Genomic DNA, 16,914 nt, shown 5'->3' with positions numbered 1-16,914 from the left:
GAGGCCATCACCTCGTGCGTGATCGCCCCCGAGGAACGGCAGGCCGATGGCATCCGACGCGCAGCCCTACCAGGCGGAGGGAATCAGCGCCTTGCCTATGACGCCATCAGCGCAGCACTGAAGGACGCGCGCACCTTCGGGCAGGCATCCGCCCCACCTGGCCGCCCCTGCATCGAACTGGAGGCCGCCATCACCGCCGCAGCATCACGCCTGCCGTGCGATCCCAAGCGGCGCAGAGAGCGCGCGCAATCGGCCATCACCACGCTGGTGAGCAAAGGGAACCTTCAGCACCAGGAGGGCTGGGTATGGGTGCCCTAGATCCTTTCCCGAAATTCCCGAAAACGGGAAAAACAGGAGCGCCGGATTTTCCCGAAATTCCCGCGCCCCCTTTAGGGGGCGGGAAGAAACGGGAACTGCGGGAAACGGGACGGGTGCATTGCTGGATCGTCACGCTACCGAACCGCGCCCCCTTCCCCGTCTGGTGCATTCAAGGCGCCACCGCAAACGAAATGCTCGCGCAGTGGCCTGGCGCACTTCTGGAGCCTCACGAATGAAACGCAAGACCCCGACCCCCGCCGCAATCCGCGCGGCACTCGCTGCACAAAGCCTGCGGACCTCGCGCCGCTGGCTGGTGCAGTTCCCCGACCACGAGACCGAGCGCACGTATCAGGAAGCTGTCGATCTGCATCGCGTGCTGAGTGAGCACCGCGCCGCGCTCGCTGCGATTCCGATGGAGTGATCACGATGGAGACATTCGATTATGCAAATCAGATTGCATCACACCACCACCCTAGAGAGTCCGAAAACCTGTCGAAACACGCGGTTGCGACGGCCCGCGATGAACTGAGGCCCAGCAAGGACCCGCGCACTCACCGAGCGAAACCAAAGGAGCTGAACCCATGATCCGCATCGACGTAAGCGACAACATCAAGGAAGTCACCAAGCAACTCGACGACCTCGCCCGCAAGCAAGTCCCGTTTGCCACTGCAAGAGCACTGACAGCAACCGGCCGCGATGTGCGCCAAGGACTCACGAACACGATGGGCAGCGTGTTCGCCAGCCCGACCTCGTTTGTCATGCGCTCGCCCTTCTCCACGGTCGCCACCAAGGCAAAGCCCGAAGTCACTGTCGGCATCAAGGACCAGGGCAACGGTCGCGCCTCGCCTGCCGACTACCTGAAGGAGCACTTCAGCGGAGGCGCGCGCGGATTCAAGCCAATGGAGCTGGCGATGCAGTCTATCGGCGCACTGCCTGGCGGATGGCGTGCCATACCGGCTGCCGGCATGAAGCTGGACCGCAACGGCAACCCCAACCGCAACCAGGTGCGCGAAGTGCTAGGCGCGCTCAAGTCCGCAATGCGCGTTCATTCGGGCAAGGGCAAGCGGGCGCAAACCATCACCGTCTTCGTGCGTCCGGTCAATGGCGCACCCAAGCGCATCGAACACCTCGCCCCCGGTATCTGGCGGCGCACCAACACGGCGAGCGGCGCAAAGCTGGAACCCGTGTTCCTCTTTGTTCGAGGTGCGGACTACCAGAAGGTTATCGACCTGCCGAAGCTGACCGCAGAGATTGTGCAAGCCAAGTTCGCCGGCCACTTCAACACGGCGATGCAGGACGCGCTGAGGACGGCGCGGTGAGTGGCCGGGTCCTTGGTGGCAAAGGGAAAGGGAGGGTCCATCGCACCGCCCCGTATCTCTAGTCATAGCCGTTTTCAATTAGGAAACTTAAATCCAATGAAACAAGTTGAACTATGTGAAGCGCTCGGACTGAGCAAAGGGCAAGTGTCAAAGCTGGTCGCACGAGGGATGCCGACCGATAGCGTTGAATCCGCAGAGGATTGGCGCCGCCGAAACCTTGAACCGATGATGGCAGTTGCCCACGTTCATCGAAAGGTGCGCGCCGGTATGTTGCGCCAAGAGGCCACCAGCCCGCCCGCACACCAGGCCGCCGCCAATCCGATTGATGCGGTCGTGTTCGGCGTGCTACCGCAACTGTTGTTCGAGCGCACTGCGCTGTTGAAGATCCTCACGGATTCAGGCATCGAACCCACCCCGGACCAGTTCAACTGGTTCGCCGCTGAACTCTCCGCGCATCTCTGGGACGTACTTACGCGCGGCATGGGCTTTCCAGACCGCGCCCTGAACCTTCCGGCGTGGATGGACGAGCCAGCATGACAACCGAACTCGCCCGCCGCGCTGCCGATGGCGACACCTCGCCCGAGGTCGTGGCATGGATCGCTGACGGCCTGCGCCGACACCTGGCAGGCGACGACCTCGAGCACGCCTTCGGCCTCGACCGGGCAAGCCGCCTGCGCGAGCGCAACCAGGCATTACGGGACGCCGCCGCCCTGCTCGAGCGTGACGATGGCCCGTGGCGGTGCGCCCTGCGTCTGGAGTCTGCCATCCGGCGTTACGAGAGCCGCGTCGGGCCGCTTGCGGTGCGTGACCCATACACACCCCTTGCCCCGATTGACGAGGCGCTCCGGCGAGCGTTTGACACCGGCCAGCGCATACCCACGACGGCGCGCAATCTGTTCGACCTGATCCGATGACGCAACACTGATGCAATAGGCCCACAGCATCAGCAGAAACTCGGCAGCATGGGACCGTACCCAATCGGAGACCAAGCCATGCTGAACCACAACCCCCGCGACATCCTCGCCGCCGGCCCCGACGCCATCGCCGCCGCCTTTGGCGTACCGAACTCGACCCCGCACCCCCTGGCCGATGAACTGAACACCGCGCCGCTTTCGCGCATGGCCTACGCCGCCGGCCTTGCCATCCGCCCGCAGCAACCCCACGAGAACGACCGGACGGTGATGGCGCGCGGCATGCAATCGTCTGACTTTGCCGCAATGCTGGCCGCCGCTGGCACGACCCTTGCCAATCGCCGCTTCAGCGCTGTTGCCGAACATCGCGCCTTCTGCGCCGAGATCGAATGCCGGGACTTCAAGCCCACTGCCATCTGCACGACGGACATCGACAGCGAGATGGCTGAAGTGGGCGAGCAAGGCGAGATCACCCAAGGCCGCGTGATCGTCGGCAACGGGACTGAGGCGCAGCTACGGACCTTCGCGCGCTACCTGCGCGCATCGCGGGCGCTGATCGTCAATGATGATGTCGGTATGCTTGCGGACGCTGCTGCGCAACTTGGCACGGCTGGCGCACGCACCGAGGCGCGCGAAGTCTATGCCGTGCTCGAAGCCAATCCGACACTGGATGACGGCGAGCTCGTGTTCCACGCCGACCACGGCAACATCGTTGCAAGCGCGTTCGATGCGACTAGCCTGGGCGCGGCAATGGCCGCCCTGCGCACAATGACGCTGATGGGTGGCAATCAAGCCGACTTGCCCGCCGCGCACCTTGTCGTCGCTGCCGACCTCGAACTGGCCGCGCGCAAGCTGATTCACGAATCCGGCCTGCAAATCACCGTCACCGCCACCGGGCGACTGACGACCGGGCGCTGGTATCTGCTGCCCGCTCCCGAGGTCGCCCCGACCGTCGGCGTCCTGAAGCTGCGAGGCGCCAGCAACCCGATTCTGGTGGAGCCGTGGCAAGACGAGTTCGCCTATGACGGCGCGGTGATGCGCGCCCGCTGCGATACCGGCGCCGTGCTGGTCGCGCGGACCTTGATCCGTGGGGGCGTGTGATGCTCGAGAAGTCCGCCGCCGACCGCTACCAGGCTGCCGCCAAGCAATTGACGAAAACCGAGGCCGCGCACCGCAAGAACCTCGAGGCGCTGCATACGGCGAGAGAGGCCCGCAACGCCGCGCAAGTCACGCCGCTGCGCCGCGACTGCGAGAAGTCGGAGCGTGCGCTACAGGACGCATTGCAGGCCGCCCACGATGCCCACCGTGCGTACTGGTCGCGACGCCGCGACGCACTGCGTGACGAGCTGAAGCGTATCGCGCTGGTGCTGGCTGAATACAACGCCTTTGCCCGCCTGGCTGGCGACCAGTCGCCGCACCCGGCGCAGCGACACCTGCAAAACCTTGAGATCGAGGGTTTCGTCGCTGAAAACGTCCTGGCTGACGATGTGCTGGCATGCGACGGCGTACCGCAAGAATCGCCCGACTGCGCTTTGCTGGAAGACGAGATTGGCGCCTGGCGACCCTGACACCCTGCGGAGTGGTGTGGAAGCCTAGCGGTAGGCACCGGGCGCGGCTGACGGCGAAACAGCGCGCAAGGCGGATCACCGGACGCGGGAATGAGCCCCCGCTGCAAGGTCCGCCACCCCCACTGAGACGAACGATGAACCCTGAACCCCAGCCGCGTGATTTAGGCCGCGTTTATCCGCTCGGGACGCATCCGAAGCTGCCGCGCACCCGCGAGACGGTCGCCATCCACGAGGCCGGCCATGCGGCGATTGCCCTGGCGCTTGGCCTGCCGTGTCACTCGATCCGCATCGAAGGCACCGGCCGCGAGACGGTCGGCGGATTCGCCATGTCGCCCGCCGCAGACCTCGACACCATCGGCACACCCGCAATACATCACCCGCCCGATACAGACCGCGCTGCCGGCCTAGTCGCCATGCTTGCGCACGCGCGGAAAATGCCGCCGCAGCAGGCCGCGCTAGACCTGGCGACGATGGCCGCCGCAGGTCGTCAAGCCGAGATCCTCGCCGCTGGCCTGCCGTGGCCTGGCGCGCTGTGGAGCGAGGACAGGGACGGACAAGACGCCCGCGCCTATCTGGCGGTCGCATTCAACCCGCCGCCTATCGGTTTCGCCCAACGTCGTGCGCGCGCACTGCTGACGCACCACTGGCCCCGCGTTCAACAGATCGCCGCTGAACTGATCGAGCGCGGCACCTGGAAGCCTGACGATGAGCCTCGAGATCCCGATTGATGAGGTGCAGTTCGCGCGGATGACCGAGATCGCGCGCCACGCCGAACCCGGATTTTTTGCCGTGGCAAACCATGACGAGATTGCCGCAGCACTCGCGGCCGAGGAAGGCACCAAGCCCTTGAGCCGCGCCCGCATCGCGCAAATCGAGCGTGAAGCCTTGCGCAAACTGCGCCGCATCCTCGAGGCGCGAGGCATCCTCAGTCCTGACGACATGGTTCCGTGATGCGCTGCTGCGCCTGCTGCCGAATGCCCGCCCCCGCCGCCACGCTGCACCCTGGCGAGATACACGACATCGGCGTGCTAATCGGCCTCTGCGCCCGCTGCGCGCGTGCCAATGACCGCTTGCCCCACGGCACTGCGCAAAAGCGCCTGAACGCCGCTGCAAGCCTCGCAGCAGGTGATACCTCACAAAGATACTGGACGGCCCGATTCCCCGACCACGGCGCCGCTGTTCTGGCCGCGCACCTGATCGGCAACCCCGAGACCGCCACTGACACGCTCGAGGCTATCGGCTGGCGATAGACGCAAAAAAGCCGGCTCGATAGCCGGCTTTCTCATGTGTTCTGGTGGGCGATACTGGGATCGAACCAGTGACTTCCACCGTGTGAAGGTGGCACTCTACCGCTGAGTTAATCGCCCTTTTTCGAAAACCGTTTTCCGTATGGTTTCCGTACAGCTTTCGGGAAGGGCCAGTAAGTGCTTGATTTTACTGGTGGGCGGTACTGGGATCGAACCAGTGACCCCTGCCGTGTGAAGGCAGTGCTCTACCGCTGAGCTAACCGCCCTTCCGCGAAAGAGGCCGCATTGTAGAAGCGCCGCCCCAGCCCGTCAACTTGCCGATCAGACACTTGCGGATCTGAGACTCAACAGTGTCGCCGCCCCTTCCCCCACTTCGTCACGGCCTCAACCGGCCAGCCAGTCGACAGCGAATGCCAGCCCGGCGACAACGGCCGCGCCGCAGGCCACGAGCACAGCGGCCGCGGCGATGTCCTTGGCCGCGCCGACCGCCGGGTGGTGCTCGGGATGCAGATGGTCGGCCAGGGTCTCGAGCGCGGTGTTGAACAGTTCGGCCATCAGCACGAAGCCCACGGCGAGGCCCAGCACAGCCCACCACACCGGCGCCGGACGGGTGATCAGCAGCACCGCCAGCACCCCCGCTGCGGCAAAAAGGTGAACGCGAAAGCTGCGCTCGGTGGCGACGGTGCGCCGGAGCCCCTGCAGCGCAAAACCCAGGCGCCGGACAAAGCCCTGCCCCTTCATCGGCACTCCCCCCTGACCAGTCCGACCACCATCCACCAGCCCAGCGCCCAGGCCGCGCCGGCTGCCATGATGCAGAGCTTCTGCCGCCGCGCGCCGACCAGACGCGCCAGCACGATCGCAAGGATGCGCGGCTCGAGCCACGCGCGCAGGAATCTCATGCCGCGTCCTGCTGTCCTATCGCCGCCGGCTGCGCCAGATCGACAGCAGGACCCACAGCCCCCCGCCCGCTGCGCCGATGAAACCGAGCAGGCCCAGCGTACGCAAGCCGCCGAGCGCAGGGTCACGCACAACCGTCATGACGATTGCGGTGCCGATGATGAGCGCAGCGGTGACGATGCCGATGGTCATGCGACTGATGGCACGATCGAGCTGGTCGATAGCGTGCTTCAGCGACACGACGTCGACCTGGATCTGCAGCTTGCCGCGTCGCCCCGCGCGCAGCAGGCTGCCGAGATCCTGCGGCAGACTCGCGAGCACATCGAACGCATTGCCCAGGCTGCGCAACCCACGACGTGCAACCGCAGCCGGGGCACGGTGCGCCACCAGCACCTCTCGCAGCAGCGGCTCGGCCTCGGCGGCGATGTCGAAATCCGGGTCGAGTTGGCGCCCCATGCCCTCGAGCGTGATGAAGGCCTTCACCAGCAGCGAAAGCTCGGGCGGCAGGCTGAGCCCGTGTTCGCGCAGCAGCGTCATCAGGTCGGACAGCATCGCCGCGAGGTCGAGCCGCTTGAGCGGCACGCCCTTGTACTGGTCGACGAAATTGTCGATGTCACGCCGCAGGCGCTCCGGGTCGGCCGCCTCTTCGCCCTCGCGCCATTCGAGCAGGACGTCGGCGACCGATTCGGCGTCACCGGTGACCAGGCCATAGAGCATCACGGCCACTTCGTGGCGCCGGGTCTCGGACAGGCGGCCGATCATGCCGAAGTCGATGAAGGCGATGCGATTGTCCGGCAGGTAGAAGACGTTGCCCTGGTGCGGATCGGCATGGAAAAGGCCGTCCTCCAGCATCATCTTCAGCACTGCGGCTGCACCGCGGCGCGCCAGCAGCCTGCGGTCGAGGCCAGCCGCATCGACCGCGGCAAGATCGCGGCCCGGGATGCCTTCGACGTAGTCCTGCACGTTGAGCCGCTCACCGCTCCACGTCCAGTGGATCGCGGGGATCACGATCTCGGCGTGGTCGGCGAAATGGCTTGCGATGCGCTCGGCGTTGCGGCACTCGGCGGCAAAATCCAGTTCTCGCCGCAGCGACAGCGTGAATTCGCGCACCACCTCGCGCAGGTGGTAGCGGCGCAGGTCAAGCGCCTCGGATTCGACGATGTCGGCCAGGCGCGCGAGCAGGTGCAGATCGGCTTCGACCAGCGGACGAATCCCCGGGCGGCGCACCTTGAGCACGACCCTCCGCCCGTCTGCCAGGCGGGCGCGATGCACCTGAGCCAGCGAAGCGGCGGCCAGCGGCGCCAGCTCCAGCTCGGCGAACACGGTCTCGGGCGCCTGGCCGAGGTCCTCGGTCAGCTGCGCGCGAATCACCTCGAAGGGCGCGGCGGGCGCGGCGTCCTGAAGCTTGCCGAACTCCGCGATCCATTCGGGCGGGAACAGATCGACACGGGTCGCCAGCACCTGGCCGAGCTTGATGAAAGTCGGCCCCAGGTCTTCCAGCGCACGGCGCACACGCTCGGGCGTGCCGAGACTCAACCATTCGTCGACGCCATGCCAGTGCAGCGCCTTGCCCGCCTTCTCCAGCGCATTGCCCAGCCCGATGCGCCGGACCAGGTCGCTGAAGCCGTAACGAATCAGGACGGTCGCGATCTCGTGCGCACGCGCCAGATCACGTGCAGCGCCGATGGCTTGCCACAGCATCAGTCGCGTCGATCCTTCGCCACGGAGGAATCCGGATGCAGACGATCGGCAAAGCCGCGCAGCACGCCGGCCGCCATGCTGGCGAGCAGTTCGGCCTGAGCGCTCAAGGCCCGCATGCCTTCCTGCACCTGCGCCCGCGCCAGATCGCCCATCGCCTGGCCCAGGTCGACCACGGCGCTCTGCACCCGCGCGCCCACCGCCGTGCCACTGCTGCGCGCATGCTCGGCCAGATCCTTCAGGGTCGCCTGTGCCGTGCCGCTGGCCTGCCTTGCCGCATCGCCGAGCGCAGCGACGAAGTCGCCCTCAAGACGCGACAACTGATCGAGCGACTGCTTGAGGCCTTCGCGCGAGAACTCGCTGCTGCGGCCGATCGCTTCCTGCATGGCCAGCTGGGTGGCCTGCGCGGCGGATGCGAGCGCTTCGTCCAGCCCGCGCACGGCCTCCTTCAGCCCTTCGGTGCGCCCGGCCTCGACACGCGGCGCGGCAGCCTGTGCGCCACGCAGCACCGCCTGCGTCACCTCGCGCAGGGCCTGCGTATCCACCACCCCGCGGGTCAGCGCGGCAAGCGTGATCGCATGCACGCGCTCGGCAATCCGCGCGGGTTCGGCCTCCACAGCGGCCTGCACGTCACGTTCGATCTGTTGGGCGTCCTGAGTCATCTTGATTCTCCTCGTGCGCAACGAAAGGCTGATGCCAAACCGGGATGGATTTCATGATACGCCCAAGCTCGGCGACAGCACCCCGCGGCGAGACCTGCATGCCCGCCTGGCCGCAATCTCGCGCTCGAACCGGTACCACGCACCTCAGCCGCGGCCATCGTCGTCGAGTCCGAGCGCCTTCAGCCGGCGGTAGAGCGTGCGTTCGCTGATCCCCAGCCGGCGCGCGAGCTCGCGACGACTGCCGCGATGACTGCGCACCGCACGCAGCAAGGCCTGGCGCTGGACCTCGTCAAGATCGAGCTCATCGCCGGCGGGGGTGGAAGCCAGCGCCGGCGCGCGCGAAAGGGCGGCCTCCCCCTCGGCGCCGAGCAGTTCCTCGGGCAGGTGCTCCGGGCCGATGGTCTCGCCATCGCACATCAGGCTGGCGCGCTCGAGCACGTTGCGCAGCTCACGCACGTTGCCCGGGAATGGATGGGCGGCCAGCAGGCGCATCGCCGCGGGCGATACCGCCAGGCGCCGTTGCGGCGCAACGCGCTCGAGCAGCGAATCCACCAGCAGAGGCAGGTCGCCCTCGCGCTCGCGCAGCGCCGGCACGGTGATCGGGAAGGTGTTGATGCGGAAGTAGAGATCCTGGCGGAAGCTGCCTTCCGCAATCATGCGCTTAAGCGGCCGGTGCGTCGCCGACACCAGGCGGATGTCCGCACGCCGCAGCTCGGTTGAGCCCACCCGGCGGTAGGTGCCGGTTTCCAGCAAGCGCAGCAGCTTGACCTGCATGCCGAGCGGAATGTCGCCCAGCTCGTCGAGGAACAGCGTGCCGCCGCTGGCCGCCTCGACCAGACCGGGCTTGCGTGCGGTCGCGCCGGTGAAGGCACCGCGCTCATGGCCGAACAGTTCGCTCTCGAACAGGGTTTCGGGCAAGCCCGAGCAATCGACCACGACGAACGGACCCTGGGCCCGACGGCTCGCCTCGTGCACCGCGCTGGCGACGAGCTCCTTGCCGGTGCCCGATTCGCCTTGGAGCAGCACGCTCGCCTCCGACGGCGCCACGCGGGCGATGAGTTCGAGCATGCGCTGGAAGGCCGGCGAGCGCCCGATCAGTCCGCGGTGGTCCGACACCCCGCGCGCGACCTGCATCGGTTCCATCTTCTCGATGAACCAGGCGATCTCGCCATCCGCATCGCGCACCGGCGACAGCTCGATATTCACGTACTCCTCGCCACGCGGCGTGTGGTGGAGGTGCAGCACGCGCTCACGCTGCCCGGACTGCAGGCTGCGCGCGAGCGGGCAGGACTCGCCGGCGCGGTCGCAGGGCACGCTGTAGCGGTGCGACACGTCGTAGCAGGTCCGGCCGACCACGTCGCGGCCATGCGCGCACGAGCGCCGGTAAGCGGCATTGGCCGCGATGATGCGATAGTCCCGGTCGCACAGGATATGAGGTTCGGACAGGGTCTCCAGAAAGGAAACCAGCTCTGGCAAGGGTCTGGCGTCGGGCGGCATGACTGTCAATCTGGCAAGGGAAGTGGCAGCAGTCTGCCCCTCTGTCAGTAGAATGGTCAATCGGATGAACGTGCCAACCGGACGTCTCGAGCCTCCCGCCAGCAGAGCCGCATGAACCCTACTCCAACCTCCATGAACAGCCTGCCCGATCGCTATACGGCGCTGGTCGCCGGCGCCAGCGGTACGATAGGCCAGGCCTTCGTGCGCCAGCTGCGTGCCGACCCGCGTTGCGGCCGGGTCATCGAACTCTCGCGCCGCAGCAACCCGCCGCTCCAGCTCGACGACGAAGCCACCTTGGCCGAATGCGCCCGTTCGCTGGCCGCGCAGGCGCCATTGCACCTCGTGATCGATGCCACCGGCGCGCTCACCATCGACGGCCATGGACCGGAGAAGCGCCTCGAGGAACTGCAGGCCGCCCGCCTGCAGCACGCGATGACGATCAACGCGATCGGGCCGGCCTTGCTGCTGCGCCACCTCCATCCGCTGCTGGCAACCGGTGAGCGCGTGATCTGGGCCAAGCTGTCGGCGCGCGTCGGCAGCATCGAGGACAATCGCAAGGGCGGCTGGTACGGCTACCGGGCATCGAAGGCTGCGCTAAACATGTTGCTGCAAACCGCTGCCATCGAGATCGCACGGCGTCGGCCACTGACCGTCGTCGCCGCGCTGCAGCCCGGCACGGTGCGCTCGCCCTTGAGCGCCCCCTTCGTCGGCGATGCGGGCATGGAGCCGAACGCGGCCGCATGTGGCCTGCTGGCCGCGCTCGACCGCATCGAGGCCAATGGGCGGGCGCATTTCATCGACTACAAGGGTGAGCAGATTCCTTGGTAACAAACGCTTTTGAAAATTGCGCCCGCCTCATCGCCGACGCGGACGGTCTCCTCATCACTGCCGGCGCAGGCCTCGGCGTCGATTCCGGCCTGCCGGATTTCCGCGGCAGCGAAGGGATGTGGCGAGCCTACCCGGCACTGGGAAAGGCCGGCATGCATTTCCAGGAGATCGCGAATCCGGCGGCCTTCATCGCCCGGCCGCGCTTGGCTTGGGGCTTCTACGGCCACCGCCTGGACCTGTATCGACGCACTGCGCCGGGTCCTGCCTTCGGAATGCTGCTCGACATCGCACGCCATCTTCCGGACGGCGCCTTCGTGTTCACCAGCAACGTGGACGGGCAGTTCCAGAAGGGCGGCTTCGACGCGCAACGCATCGTCGAGTGCCACGGCTCCATCCATCACCTGCAGTGCATGAATGCCTGCGACGGTCGGATCTGGTCGGCGAATGGATTCCAGCCCGAGATTGATGTCGATGCCTGCGAACTGACCAACGCACTGCCAAGCTGCCCGGGCTGCGGTGGCCTGGCACGCCCCAACATCCTGATGTTCGGTGACTGGGACTGGATCGAGCACCGCGCGCAGGCGCAGCAGACGCGGCTGGCGGCCTGGCAGCGACGCGTCGACCGGCTGTTGGTGATCGAGATCGGCGCCGGTACGGCGGTGCCATCCGTACGCCTGTTCGGCGAACACCTGGGGGTGCCGATCATTCGCATCAACCTGCGCGAGGCCGGTACGGCGCATGAACCGGGAGTATCCCTGCCGCTCACGGCCACCGAGGCGTTGCTTGGCATCACACGGGCGCTGCGCGAGGCGGGCTTCCCGATGGGCTGACAGCAATCGACGCCCGCGCGAAGCTAATCAGCTGTCTTGGATGCGCCAAAAACAAAGCCCGGACAGGTCCGGGCTTTGGGAAATCTGGTGGGTGCTGACGGGGTCGAACCGCCGACATTCGCCTTGTAAGGGCGACGCTCTACCAACTGAGCTAAGCACCCGCGCCGGGGCTGCAAGGAAAGGCAGCAGCCCGGAAAAGCCCATCAGTTTACTGCATCTTTGAGGCCTTTACCAGCGCGGAATTTTGGAACCTTTGCCGCCTTGATCTTGATGTTCTTTCCGGTGCGGGGGTTTCGACCCGTCCTTGCAGCACGCTCGCCCACATAGAACGAGCCGAAGCCGACGAGGGTCACGGTGTCGCCACTCTTGAGGGCGTCCATGACACCGGCGACGGTGGCATCCAGGGCTCGCCCTGCTGCCGCCTTCGAGATCTCGGCCTGCTTTGCGATAACGTCGATCAGTTCAGATTTGTTCACTTAAACCCCTCCGAAAGAGCACTGCGATGGGACGAACCTCACTGCATTCCGCGCCTGGCGCGGGATTTCGGGCGTTGGCGGGCCACTTGCCAACTTCATGGGTTTTATAGCGCGCACGATTCCGCAGTGTCAACGACAAAGCCGCAACGTGGTTTCCCACATTGCGGCTTTGTCTGCGAACGGGAATGACTACGCGCAAACCCCGTCAACAACACTCAGTGCGGACGCTGTCCCGAAGCCGACTTCTCGGCGTCGCCCGACACCGCAGCCACGCCCGGCTCGACCGCCGCGGCGGACTCGGGCAGCGGTTCCGGCCGGCGCTCGAGTGCGCGCTCCAGCACCTGGTCGATCCACTTCACCGGCACGATCTCGAGCGCATTCTTGATGTTCTCGGGAATCTCGGCGAGGTCCTTGACGTTCTCCTCCGGGATCAGCGCGGTATGGATGCCCCCGCGCACGGCCGCAAGCAGCTTCTCCTTGAGGCCGCCGATCGGCAGGACTTCGCCACGCAGCGTGATCTCGCCGGTCATCGCCACGTCGCAGCGCACCGGGATGCCGGTCAGCACCGAAACCAGCGCGGTGCTGATCGCAATGCCGGCGGAAGGACCGTCCTTCGGGATCGCGCCCTCCGGCAGGTGGATGTGCATGTCGCTCTTCTGGTGGAAGTCTTCCTCGATGCCCAGCGAGCGCGCACGCTTGCGCACCACCGACAGCGCCGCCTGGATCGACTCCTGCATCACCTCGCCGAGCTTGCCGGTCGTGAGCACCTTGCCCTTGCCAGGCAATTGCACGGCCTCGACCGTCAGTAGCTCGCCGCCGACCTCGGTCCAGGCCAGGCCGGTGACCTGGCCGATCTGGTTCTGCTTCTCGGCCATGCCAAAGCTGTACTTGCGCACGCCGAGGAACTTGTCGAGGTTCTTCGCATTGACGATGATCTTGCTGCTGCGGCTCTTGAGCACCAGTTGCTTGACCACCTTGCGGCAGATCTTGGATATCTCGCGCTCGAGGCTGCGCACGCCCGCCTCGCGGGTGTAGTAGCGCACCACGTCGCGCAGCGCTTCCTCGGTCACCGACAGTTCGTCCTGCTTCAGACCGTTGTTCTTCATCTGCTTGGGCAGCAGATAACGCTGGGCGATGTTGACCTTCTCGTCCTCGGTGTAGCCGGAGAGACGAATCACCTCCATGCGGTCGAGCAGCGCAGCCGGAATGTTCAGCGTGTTGGCCGTGGCCACGAACATCACGTCCGACAGGTCGAAATCGACCTCGACGTAGTGGTCCTGGAACGTGTGGTTCTGTTCCGGATCCAGCACCTCGAGCAGGGCCGACGACGGATCGCCTCGGAAGTCCATGCCGAGCTTGTCGACTTCGTCAAGCAGGAACAGCGGGTTCTTGACGCCGACCTTGTTCATGTTCTGCAGGATCTTGCCCGGCATCGAGCCGATGTAGGTGCGGCGGTGGCCGCGGATCTCGGCTTCGTCGCGCACACCACCCAGCGCCATGCGGATGAACTTGCGGTTCGTTGCCTTGGCAATCGACTGGCCGAGTGAGGTCTTGCCCACGCCCGGAGGCCCGACGAGGCAAAGGATCGGCGCCTTGACCTTGTCCACGCGCTGCTGCACGGCAAGGTACTCGAGGATGCGTTCCTTGACGCGCTCGAGGCCGTAGTGGTCCTTGTCGAGGATCTTCTCCGCTTCCGCCAGATCCTTGCTGACACGCGACTTCTTCTTCCACGGCAGGCCGATCAGCGTGTCGATGTAGTTGCGCACCACGGTGGCTTCGGCCGACATCGGCGACATCAGGCGCAGCTTCTTGAACTCGGCCTGGGCCTTGGCGAGCGCCTCCTTGGGCATGCCGGCGGACTTGATCTTCTTGTCCATCTCCTCGAGGTCGGCACCCTCCTCGCCTTCCCCGAGTTCCTTCTGGATCGCCTTGACCTGCTCGTTGAGGTAGTACTCGCGCTGGCTCTTCTCCATCTGCCGCTTGACGCGGCCGCGGATGCGCTTCTCGACCTGCAGGATGTCGAGTTCGGCCTCGATCTGCGTCAGCAGCTTCTCGAGCCGTTCGCCGGTATCGAACATCTCCAGCACGTCCTGCTTCTGCTCGAGCTTGAGCGGCAGATGCGCGGCGATGGTGTCGGCGAGACGGCCCGCCTCGTCGATGCCGGCGAGCGAGGTCAGGATCTCCGGCGGGATCTTCTTGTTGAGCTTAACGTACTGGTCGAACTGCGCGATGATCGCGCGGCGCATGGCCTCGACCTCGTTGGTATCGACGTCGGCGATCACCACCGGCGTGACCTTGGCGACGAAAAGCTGGCGCAGGTCCTCGACCGAGTCGACGCGCGCACGGCGCACGCCTTCGACCAGCACCTTGATCGTGCCGTCGGGCAGCTTCAGCATCTGCAGGATGTTGGCGATGCAACCGATCGAGTACAGATCCTCGATCGCCGGCTCATCCTTGGCCGCACTCTTCTGGGCGACGAGCAGGATGCTCTTGCCCGCTTCCATGGCGTTTTCGAGCGCCTTGATCGACTTCGGCCGCCCGACGAAAAGCGGGATGACCATGTGCGGAAACACCACCACGTCGCGCAGCGGCAACAGCGGCATTTCCAGTTGTTCGTTGGGGAGGTCAGCAGGACCCGACATTTTCGTTTTCCTTACGAGAAAGGTCACACCCATGTATGGGCGTGACCTGGAAATTCAAGCGGCGGGTGCGAGAGAAGCGGAAAGCGGCTGTGCGCCTCAGTTGGCGCCCGACACCTTCTGCTGTTCGGCGTAGATCAGCAGCGGCTTGCCGCCTTCCTCGATGGTGCTCTCCTCGACCACGACCTTCTCCACGCCACTCAGCGTGGGCAGGTCGTACATGATGTCGAGCAGCGCCGCTTCGAGGATGGAACGCAGACCGCGCGCGCCGGTCTTGCGCTTGATCGCCTTGCGCGCCACCGCGTGCAGCGCCGACGGACGGATCTCGAGTTCGACGCCTTCCATCGAGAACAGTTTCTGGTACTGCTTCACCAGCGCGTTCTTCGGCTCGACCAGGATCTGGATCAGCGCGGCTTCGTCGAGTTCCTGCAGCGTCGCGACCACCGGCAGGCGGCCGATCAGCTCGGGAATGAGGCCGAACTTGATCAGGTCCTCGGGTTCGACCTGGCGGAAGGTATCGGTGAGGTTCTTGCCTTCCTTGCTCTTCACCTCGGCGCCGAAGCCGATGCCGACCTTCTCGGTACGGTTGCGGATGACCTTCTCGAGACCGTCGAAGGCACCGCCGCAGATGAACAGCACGTTGGTCGTGTCGACCTGGATGAAGTCCTGGTTCGGATGCTTGCGGCCACCCTGCGGCGGGATGGAGGCGATCGTGCCCTCGACCAGCTTCAGCAGGGCCTGCTGCACGCCCTCGCCCGACACGTCGCGCGTGATCGAGGGGTTGTCGGCCTTGCGCGAGATCTTGTCGATCTCGTCGATGTAGATGATGCCCTGCTGCGCCTTGTCGACGTCGTAGTCGCACTTCTGCAGCAGCTTCTGGATGATGTTCTCGACGTCCTCGCCGACGTAGCCGGCTTCGGTCAGCGTGGTAGCGTCGGCCATCACGAAGGGGACGTTGAGCAGGCGTGCCAGCGTCTGCGCCAGCAGCGTCTTGCCGGAGCCGGTGGGGCCGATCAGCAGGATGTTGCTCTTGGCGAGCTCGACGTCGTCCTGCTTCGCCTCGATGTGGCGCAGGCGCTTGTAGTGGTTGTAGACCGCCACCGCCAGGTTGCGCTTGGCCTGCGATTGCCCGATCACGTACTGGTCGAGGATGTCGCAGATCTCGTGCGGCGTCGGCAGCGCGCCCTTTATGCTCTCCGGATCTGCGGCGCCGACGATCTCGTCACGAATGATGTCGTTGCACAGCTCGATGCATTCGTCGCAGATGAAGACCGAAGGGCCGGCGATCAGCTTGCGCACCTCGTGCTGGCTCTTGCCGCAGAAGGAGCAGTACAGCAGCTTGTCGCCGCCAGCCTTCTTGTCCGTCATGTCGGGGTTCTCCTGAATCAGGTGTCGTCGCGGCTGGTCAGCACTTTGTCGACCAGGCCGTACTCCACCGCGGCCGCGGCAGACATGAAGTTATCGCGGTCGGTGTCCTTCTCGATGCGCTCGAGCGGCTGGCCCGTGTGCTTGGACAGCATGTCGTTGAGGCGCGAACGCAGGTAAAGGATCTCGCGGGCGTGGATCTCGATGTCCGAAGCCTGGCCCTGGAAGCCACCCAGCGGCTGGTGAATCATGACGCGCGAGTTGGGCAGAATGAAACGCTTGCCCTTCTCGCCCGCCGCCAGCAGGAAGGCACCCATGCTTGCCGCCTGGCCGATGCACAGCGTGCTGACATTCGGCTTGATGAACTGCATGGTGTCGTAGATCGCCATGCCGGCGGTGACCGAACCGCCGGGCGAGTTGATGTAGAAATAGATGTCCTTGTCCGGGTTCTCGGACTCGAGGAACAGCAACTGCGCGACGATCAGATTGGCGGTCACGTCATTGACGGGGCCGACGAGGAACACCACCCGCTCCTTCAGAAGGCGCGAATAGATGTCGTAGGCGCGTTCGCCGCGACCGCTCTGTTCGACCACCATCGGAACCAGGCCGAGACCGACCGGGTTCCAGTCGCTGCTGTGCTGGGGTGTTCCGTGCATCAT

General features: G+C 65.6%; 19 protein-coding genes, 3 tRNA genes and 1 pseudogene. 11 read left to right on the top strand and 12 right to left on the bottom strand.

All coding sequences use genetic code 11. From position 1 onward, the window contains the following. From CGK74_RS09125 to CGK74_RS09085, 9 genes and pseudogenes are all read left to right on the top strand, one after another. Positions 1–318: pseudogene (locus CGK74_RS09125) on the top strand (AAA family ATPase); the annotation flags it as partial. 232 nt (positions 319–550) lie between these two features. Next, positions 551–739, top strand: a complete 189-nt coding sequence (locus CGK74_RS09120) for a hypothetical protein (RefSeq protein WP_094268171.1) — start codon at positions 551–553, stop codon at positions 737–739. Between the two features lie 160 nt (positions 740–899). Further along, positions 900–1,637, top strand: coding sequence for a hypothetical protein (locus CGK74_RS09115; RefSeq protein WP_094268170.1), 738 nt, complete (start codon positions 900–902; stop codon positions 1,635–1,637). Positions 1,638–1,733: 96 nt separating this feature from the next. Next, a complete protein-coding gene (locus CGK74_RS18765) occupies positions 1,734–2,174 on the top strand; it encodes a hypothetical protein (protein ID WP_133091808.1) in 441 nt (146 codons plus the stop codon). Next, positions 2,171–2,551, top strand: a complete 381-nt coding sequence (locus CGK74_RS09105) for a hypothetical protein (RefSeq protein WP_094268169.1) — start codon at positions 2,171–2,173, stop codon at positions 2,549–2,551. The genes CGK74_RS18765 and CGK74_RS09105 overlap by 4 nt, the downstream gene beginning before the upstream one ends. Before the next feature lie 78 nt (positions 2,552–2,629). Continuing rightward, on the top strand, positions 2,630–3,649 hold the full coding sequence (locus tag CGK74_RS09100; protein WP_094268168.1) for a phage major capsid protein: 1,020 nt from the start codon (positions 2,630–2,632) through the stop codon (positions 3,647–3,649). Then, the gene (locus CGK74_RS09095) at positions 3,649–4,116 is read left to right on the top strand and encodes a hypothetical protein (protein WP_094268167.1); all 468 of its coding nucleotides are present in this window, start codon (positions 3,649–3,651) and stop codon (positions 4,114–4,116) included. Before CGK74_RS09100 ends, CGK74_RS09095 begins: the two co-directional genes overlap by 1 nt. 134 nt (positions 4,117–4,250) lie before the next feature. After that, entirely contained in the window at positions 4,251–4,844 is a 594-nt protein-coding gene (locus tag CGK74_RS09090; protein ID WP_094268166.1) for a hypothetical protein, read from the top strand. Further along, entirely contained in the window at positions 4,822–5,067 is a 246-nt protein-coding gene (locus CGK74_RS09085) for a hypothetical protein (protein ID WP_094268165.1), read from the top strand. The genes CGK74_RS09090 and CGK74_RS09085 overlap by 23 nt, the downstream gene beginning before the upstream one ends. Positions 5,068–5,408: 341 nt before the next feature. Here the strand turns inward: CGK74_RS09085 and CGK74_RS09075 are convergent. From CGK74_RS09075 to CGK74_RS09050, 7 genes are all read right to left on the bottom strand, one after another. After that, positions 5,409–5,483 (bottom strand) — tRNA-Val (locus tag CGK74_RS09075). 71 nt (positions 5,484–5,554) lie between these two features. Beyond that, positions 5,555–5,629 (bottom strand) — tRNA-Val (locus tag CGK74_RS09070). 118 nt (positions 5,630–5,747) lie between these two features. Beyond that, a complete protein-coding gene (locus CGK74_RS09065; protein ID WP_094268163.1) occupies positions 5,748–6,104 on the bottom strand; it encodes a diacylglycerol kinase in 357 nt (118 codons plus the stop codon). Then, positions 6,101–6,262, bottom strand: a complete 162-nt coding sequence (locus CGK74_RS18680) for a hypothetical protein (RefSeq protein WP_206186218.1) — start codon at positions 6,260–6,262, stop codon at positions 6,101–6,103. Before CGK74_RS18680 ends, CGK74_RS09065 begins: the two co-directional genes overlap by 4 nt. A gap of 16 nt (positions 6,263–6,278) precedes the next feature. Next, positions 6,279–7,961: an ABC1 kinase family protein gene (locus CGK74_RS09060; RefSeq protein ID WP_094268162.1), complete on the bottom strand. Its 1,683-nt coding sequence runs from the start codon at positions 7,959–7,961 to the stop codon at positions 6,279–6,281. Continuing rightward, on the bottom strand, positions 7,961–8,620 hold the full coding sequence (locus CGK74_RS09055) for a DUF6781 family protein (RefSeq protein ID WP_094268161.1): 660 nt from the start codon (positions 8,618–8,620) through the stop codon (positions 7,961–7,963). Before CGK74_RS09055 ends, CGK74_RS09060 begins: the two co-directional genes overlap by 1 nt. Positions 8,621–8,764: 144 nt before the next feature. Further along, complete coding sequence (locus tag CGK74_RS09050; RefSeq protein WP_094268160.1) at positions 8,765–10,117, bottom strand: sigma-54 interaction domain-containing protein; 1,353 nt, start codon at positions 10,115–10,117, stop codon at positions 8,765–8,767. A 111-nt stretch (positions 10,118–10,228) separates the two neighbouring features. Here CGK74_RS09050 and CGK74_RS09045 point away from each other — a divergent pair, with 111 nt between their 5' ends. Together CGK74_RS09045 and CGK74_RS09040 are read left to right on the top strand one after the other, a co-directional pair. Further along, positions 10,229–10,945: an SDR family NAD(P)-dependent oxidoreductase gene (locus tag CGK74_RS09045; protein ID WP_094268159.1), complete on the top strand. Its 717-nt coding sequence runs from the start codon at positions 10,229–10,231 to the stop codon at positions 10,943–10,945. After that, positions 10,939–11,775 carry an SIR2 family NAD-dependent protein deacylase gene (locus CGK74_RS09040; protein ID WP_094268158.1) on the top strand — a complete coding sequence of 279 codons (837 nt, stop codon included), beginning with the start codon at positions 10,939–10,941 and terminating at the stop codon, positions 11,773–11,775. The genes CGK74_RS09045 and CGK74_RS09040 overlap by 7 nt, the downstream gene beginning before the upstream one ends. A gap of 85 nt (positions 11,776–11,860) precedes the next feature. Here CGK74_RS09040 and CGK74_RS09035 read toward each other — a convergent pair. The 5 genes from CGK74_RS09035 to clpP form a co-directional block, all read right to left on the bottom strand. Further along, positions 11,861–11,936: transfer RNA gene (locus CGK74_RS09035), tRNA-Val, on the bottom strand. Positions 11,937–11,978: 42 nt separating this feature from the next. Then, positions 11,979–12,251, bottom strand: coding sequence for an HU family DNA-binding protein (locus CGK74_RS09030; RefSeq protein ID WP_094268157.1), 273 nt, complete (start codon positions 12,249–12,251; stop codon positions 11,979–11,981). Between the two features lie 215 nt (positions 12,252–12,466). Further along, complete coding sequence (gene lon / locus CGK74_RS09025; protein ID WP_094268156.1) at positions 12,467–14,893, bottom strand: endopeptidase La; 2,427 nt, start codon at positions 14,891–14,893, stop codon at positions 12,467–12,469. Between the two features lie 96 nt (positions 14,894–14,989). Next, positions 14,990–16,258 (bottom strand): ATP-dependent Clp protease ATP-binding subunit ClpX, encoded by a 1,269-nt coding sequence (gene clpX / locus CGK74_RS09020; protein WP_094268155.1) that lies wholly within the window; start codon positions 16,256–16,258, stop codon positions 14,990–14,992. A 17-nt stretch (positions 16,259–16,275) separates the two neighbouring features. After that, positions 16,276–16,914 carry an ATP-dependent Clp endopeptidase proteolytic subunit ClpP gene (gene clpP, locus CGK74_RS09015; protein WP_094268154.1) on the bottom strand — a complete coding sequence of 213 codons (639 nt, stop codon included), beginning with the start codon at positions 16,912–16,914 and terminating at the stop codon, positions 16,276–16,278.

The organism is Thauera propionica, from assembly GCF_002245655.1.
Taxonomy (GTDB): Bacteria; Pseudomonadota; Gammaproteobacteria; order Burkholderiales; family Rhodocyclaceae; genus Thauera; species Thauera propionica.
The sequence above is the reverse complement of the archived record's forward strand: the minus strand, read 5'-3'. Positions and strand labels throughout refer to the sequence as shown.

What these genes read in the sequence shown, in the direction of transcription:
- lon (WP_094268156.1), bottom strand. Translation starts at nt 14,893, where the DNA reads ATGTCGGGTCCTGCTGACCTCCCCAACGAACAACTGGAAATGCCGCTG.
- CGK74_RS09105 (WP_094268169.1), top strand. Translation starts at nt 2,171, where the DNA reads ATGACAACCGAACTCGCCCGCCGCGCTGCCGATGGCGACACCTCGCCC.
- CGK74_RS09100 (WP_094268168.1), top strand. Translation starts at nt 2,630, where the DNA reads ATGCTGAACCACAACCCCCGCGACATCCTCGCCGCCGGCCCCGACGCC.
- CGK74_RS09115 (WP_094268170.1), top strand. Translation starts at nt 900, where the DNA reads ATGATCCGCATCGACGTAAGCGACAACATCAAGGAAGTCACCAAGCAA.
- CGK74_RS09065 (WP_094268163.1), bottom strand. Translation starts at nt 6,104, where the DNA reads ATGAAGGGGCAGGGCTTTGTCCGGCGCCTGGGTTTTGCGCTGCAGGGG.
- CGK74_RS09050 (WP_094268160.1), bottom strand. Translation starts at nt 10,117, where the DNA reads ATGCCGCCCGACGCCAGACCCTTGCCAGAGCTGGTTTCCTTTCTGGAG.
- CGK74_RS09095 (WP_094268167.1), top strand. Translation starts at nt 3,649, where the DNA reads ATGCTCGAGAAGTCCGCCGCCGACCGCTACCAGGCTGCCGCCAAGCAA.
- clpX (WP_094268155.1), bottom strand. Translation starts at nt 16,258, where the DNA reads ATGACGGACAAGAAGGCTGGCGGCGACAAGCTGCTGTACTGCTCCTTC.
- CGK74_RS18680 (WP_206186218.1), bottom strand. Translation starts at nt 6,262, where the DNA reads ATGAGATTCCTGCGCGCGTGGCTCGAGCCGCGCATCCTTGCGATCGTG.
- CGK74_RS09085 (WP_094268165.1), top strand. Translation starts at nt 4,822, where the DNA reads ATGAGCCTCGAGATCCCGATTGATGAGGTGCAGTTCGCGCGGATGACC.
- CGK74_RS09055 (WP_094268161.1), bottom strand. Translation starts at nt 8,620, where the DNA reads ATGACTCAGGACGCCCAACAGATCGAACGTGACGTGCAGGCCGCTGTG.
- CGK74_RS09090 (WP_094268166.1), top strand. Translation starts at nt 4,251, where the DNA reads ATGAACCCTGAACCCCAGCCGCGTGATTTAGGCCGCGTTTATCCGCTC.
- CGK74_RS09120 (WP_094268171.1), top strand. Translation starts at nt 551, where the DNA reads ATGAAACGCAAGACCCCGACCCCCGCCGCAATCCGCGCGGCACTCGCT.
- clpP (WP_094268154.1), bottom strand. Translation starts at nt 16,914, where the DNA reads ATGATGCACGGAACACCCCAGCACAGCAGCGACTGGAACCCGGTCGGT.
- CGK74_RS18765 (WP_133091808.1), top strand. Translation starts at nt 1,734, where the DNA reads ATGAAACAAGTTGAACTATGTGAAGCGCTCGGACTGAGCAAAGGGCAA.
- CGK74_RS09060 (WP_094268162.1), bottom strand. Translation starts at nt 7,961, where the DNA reads ATGCTGTGGCAAGCCATCGGCGCTGCACGTGATCTGGCGCGTGCGCAC.
- CGK74_RS09045 (WP_094268159.1), top strand. Translation starts at nt 10,229, where the DNA reads ATGAACCCTACTCCAACCTCCATGAACAGCCTGCCCGATCGCTATACG.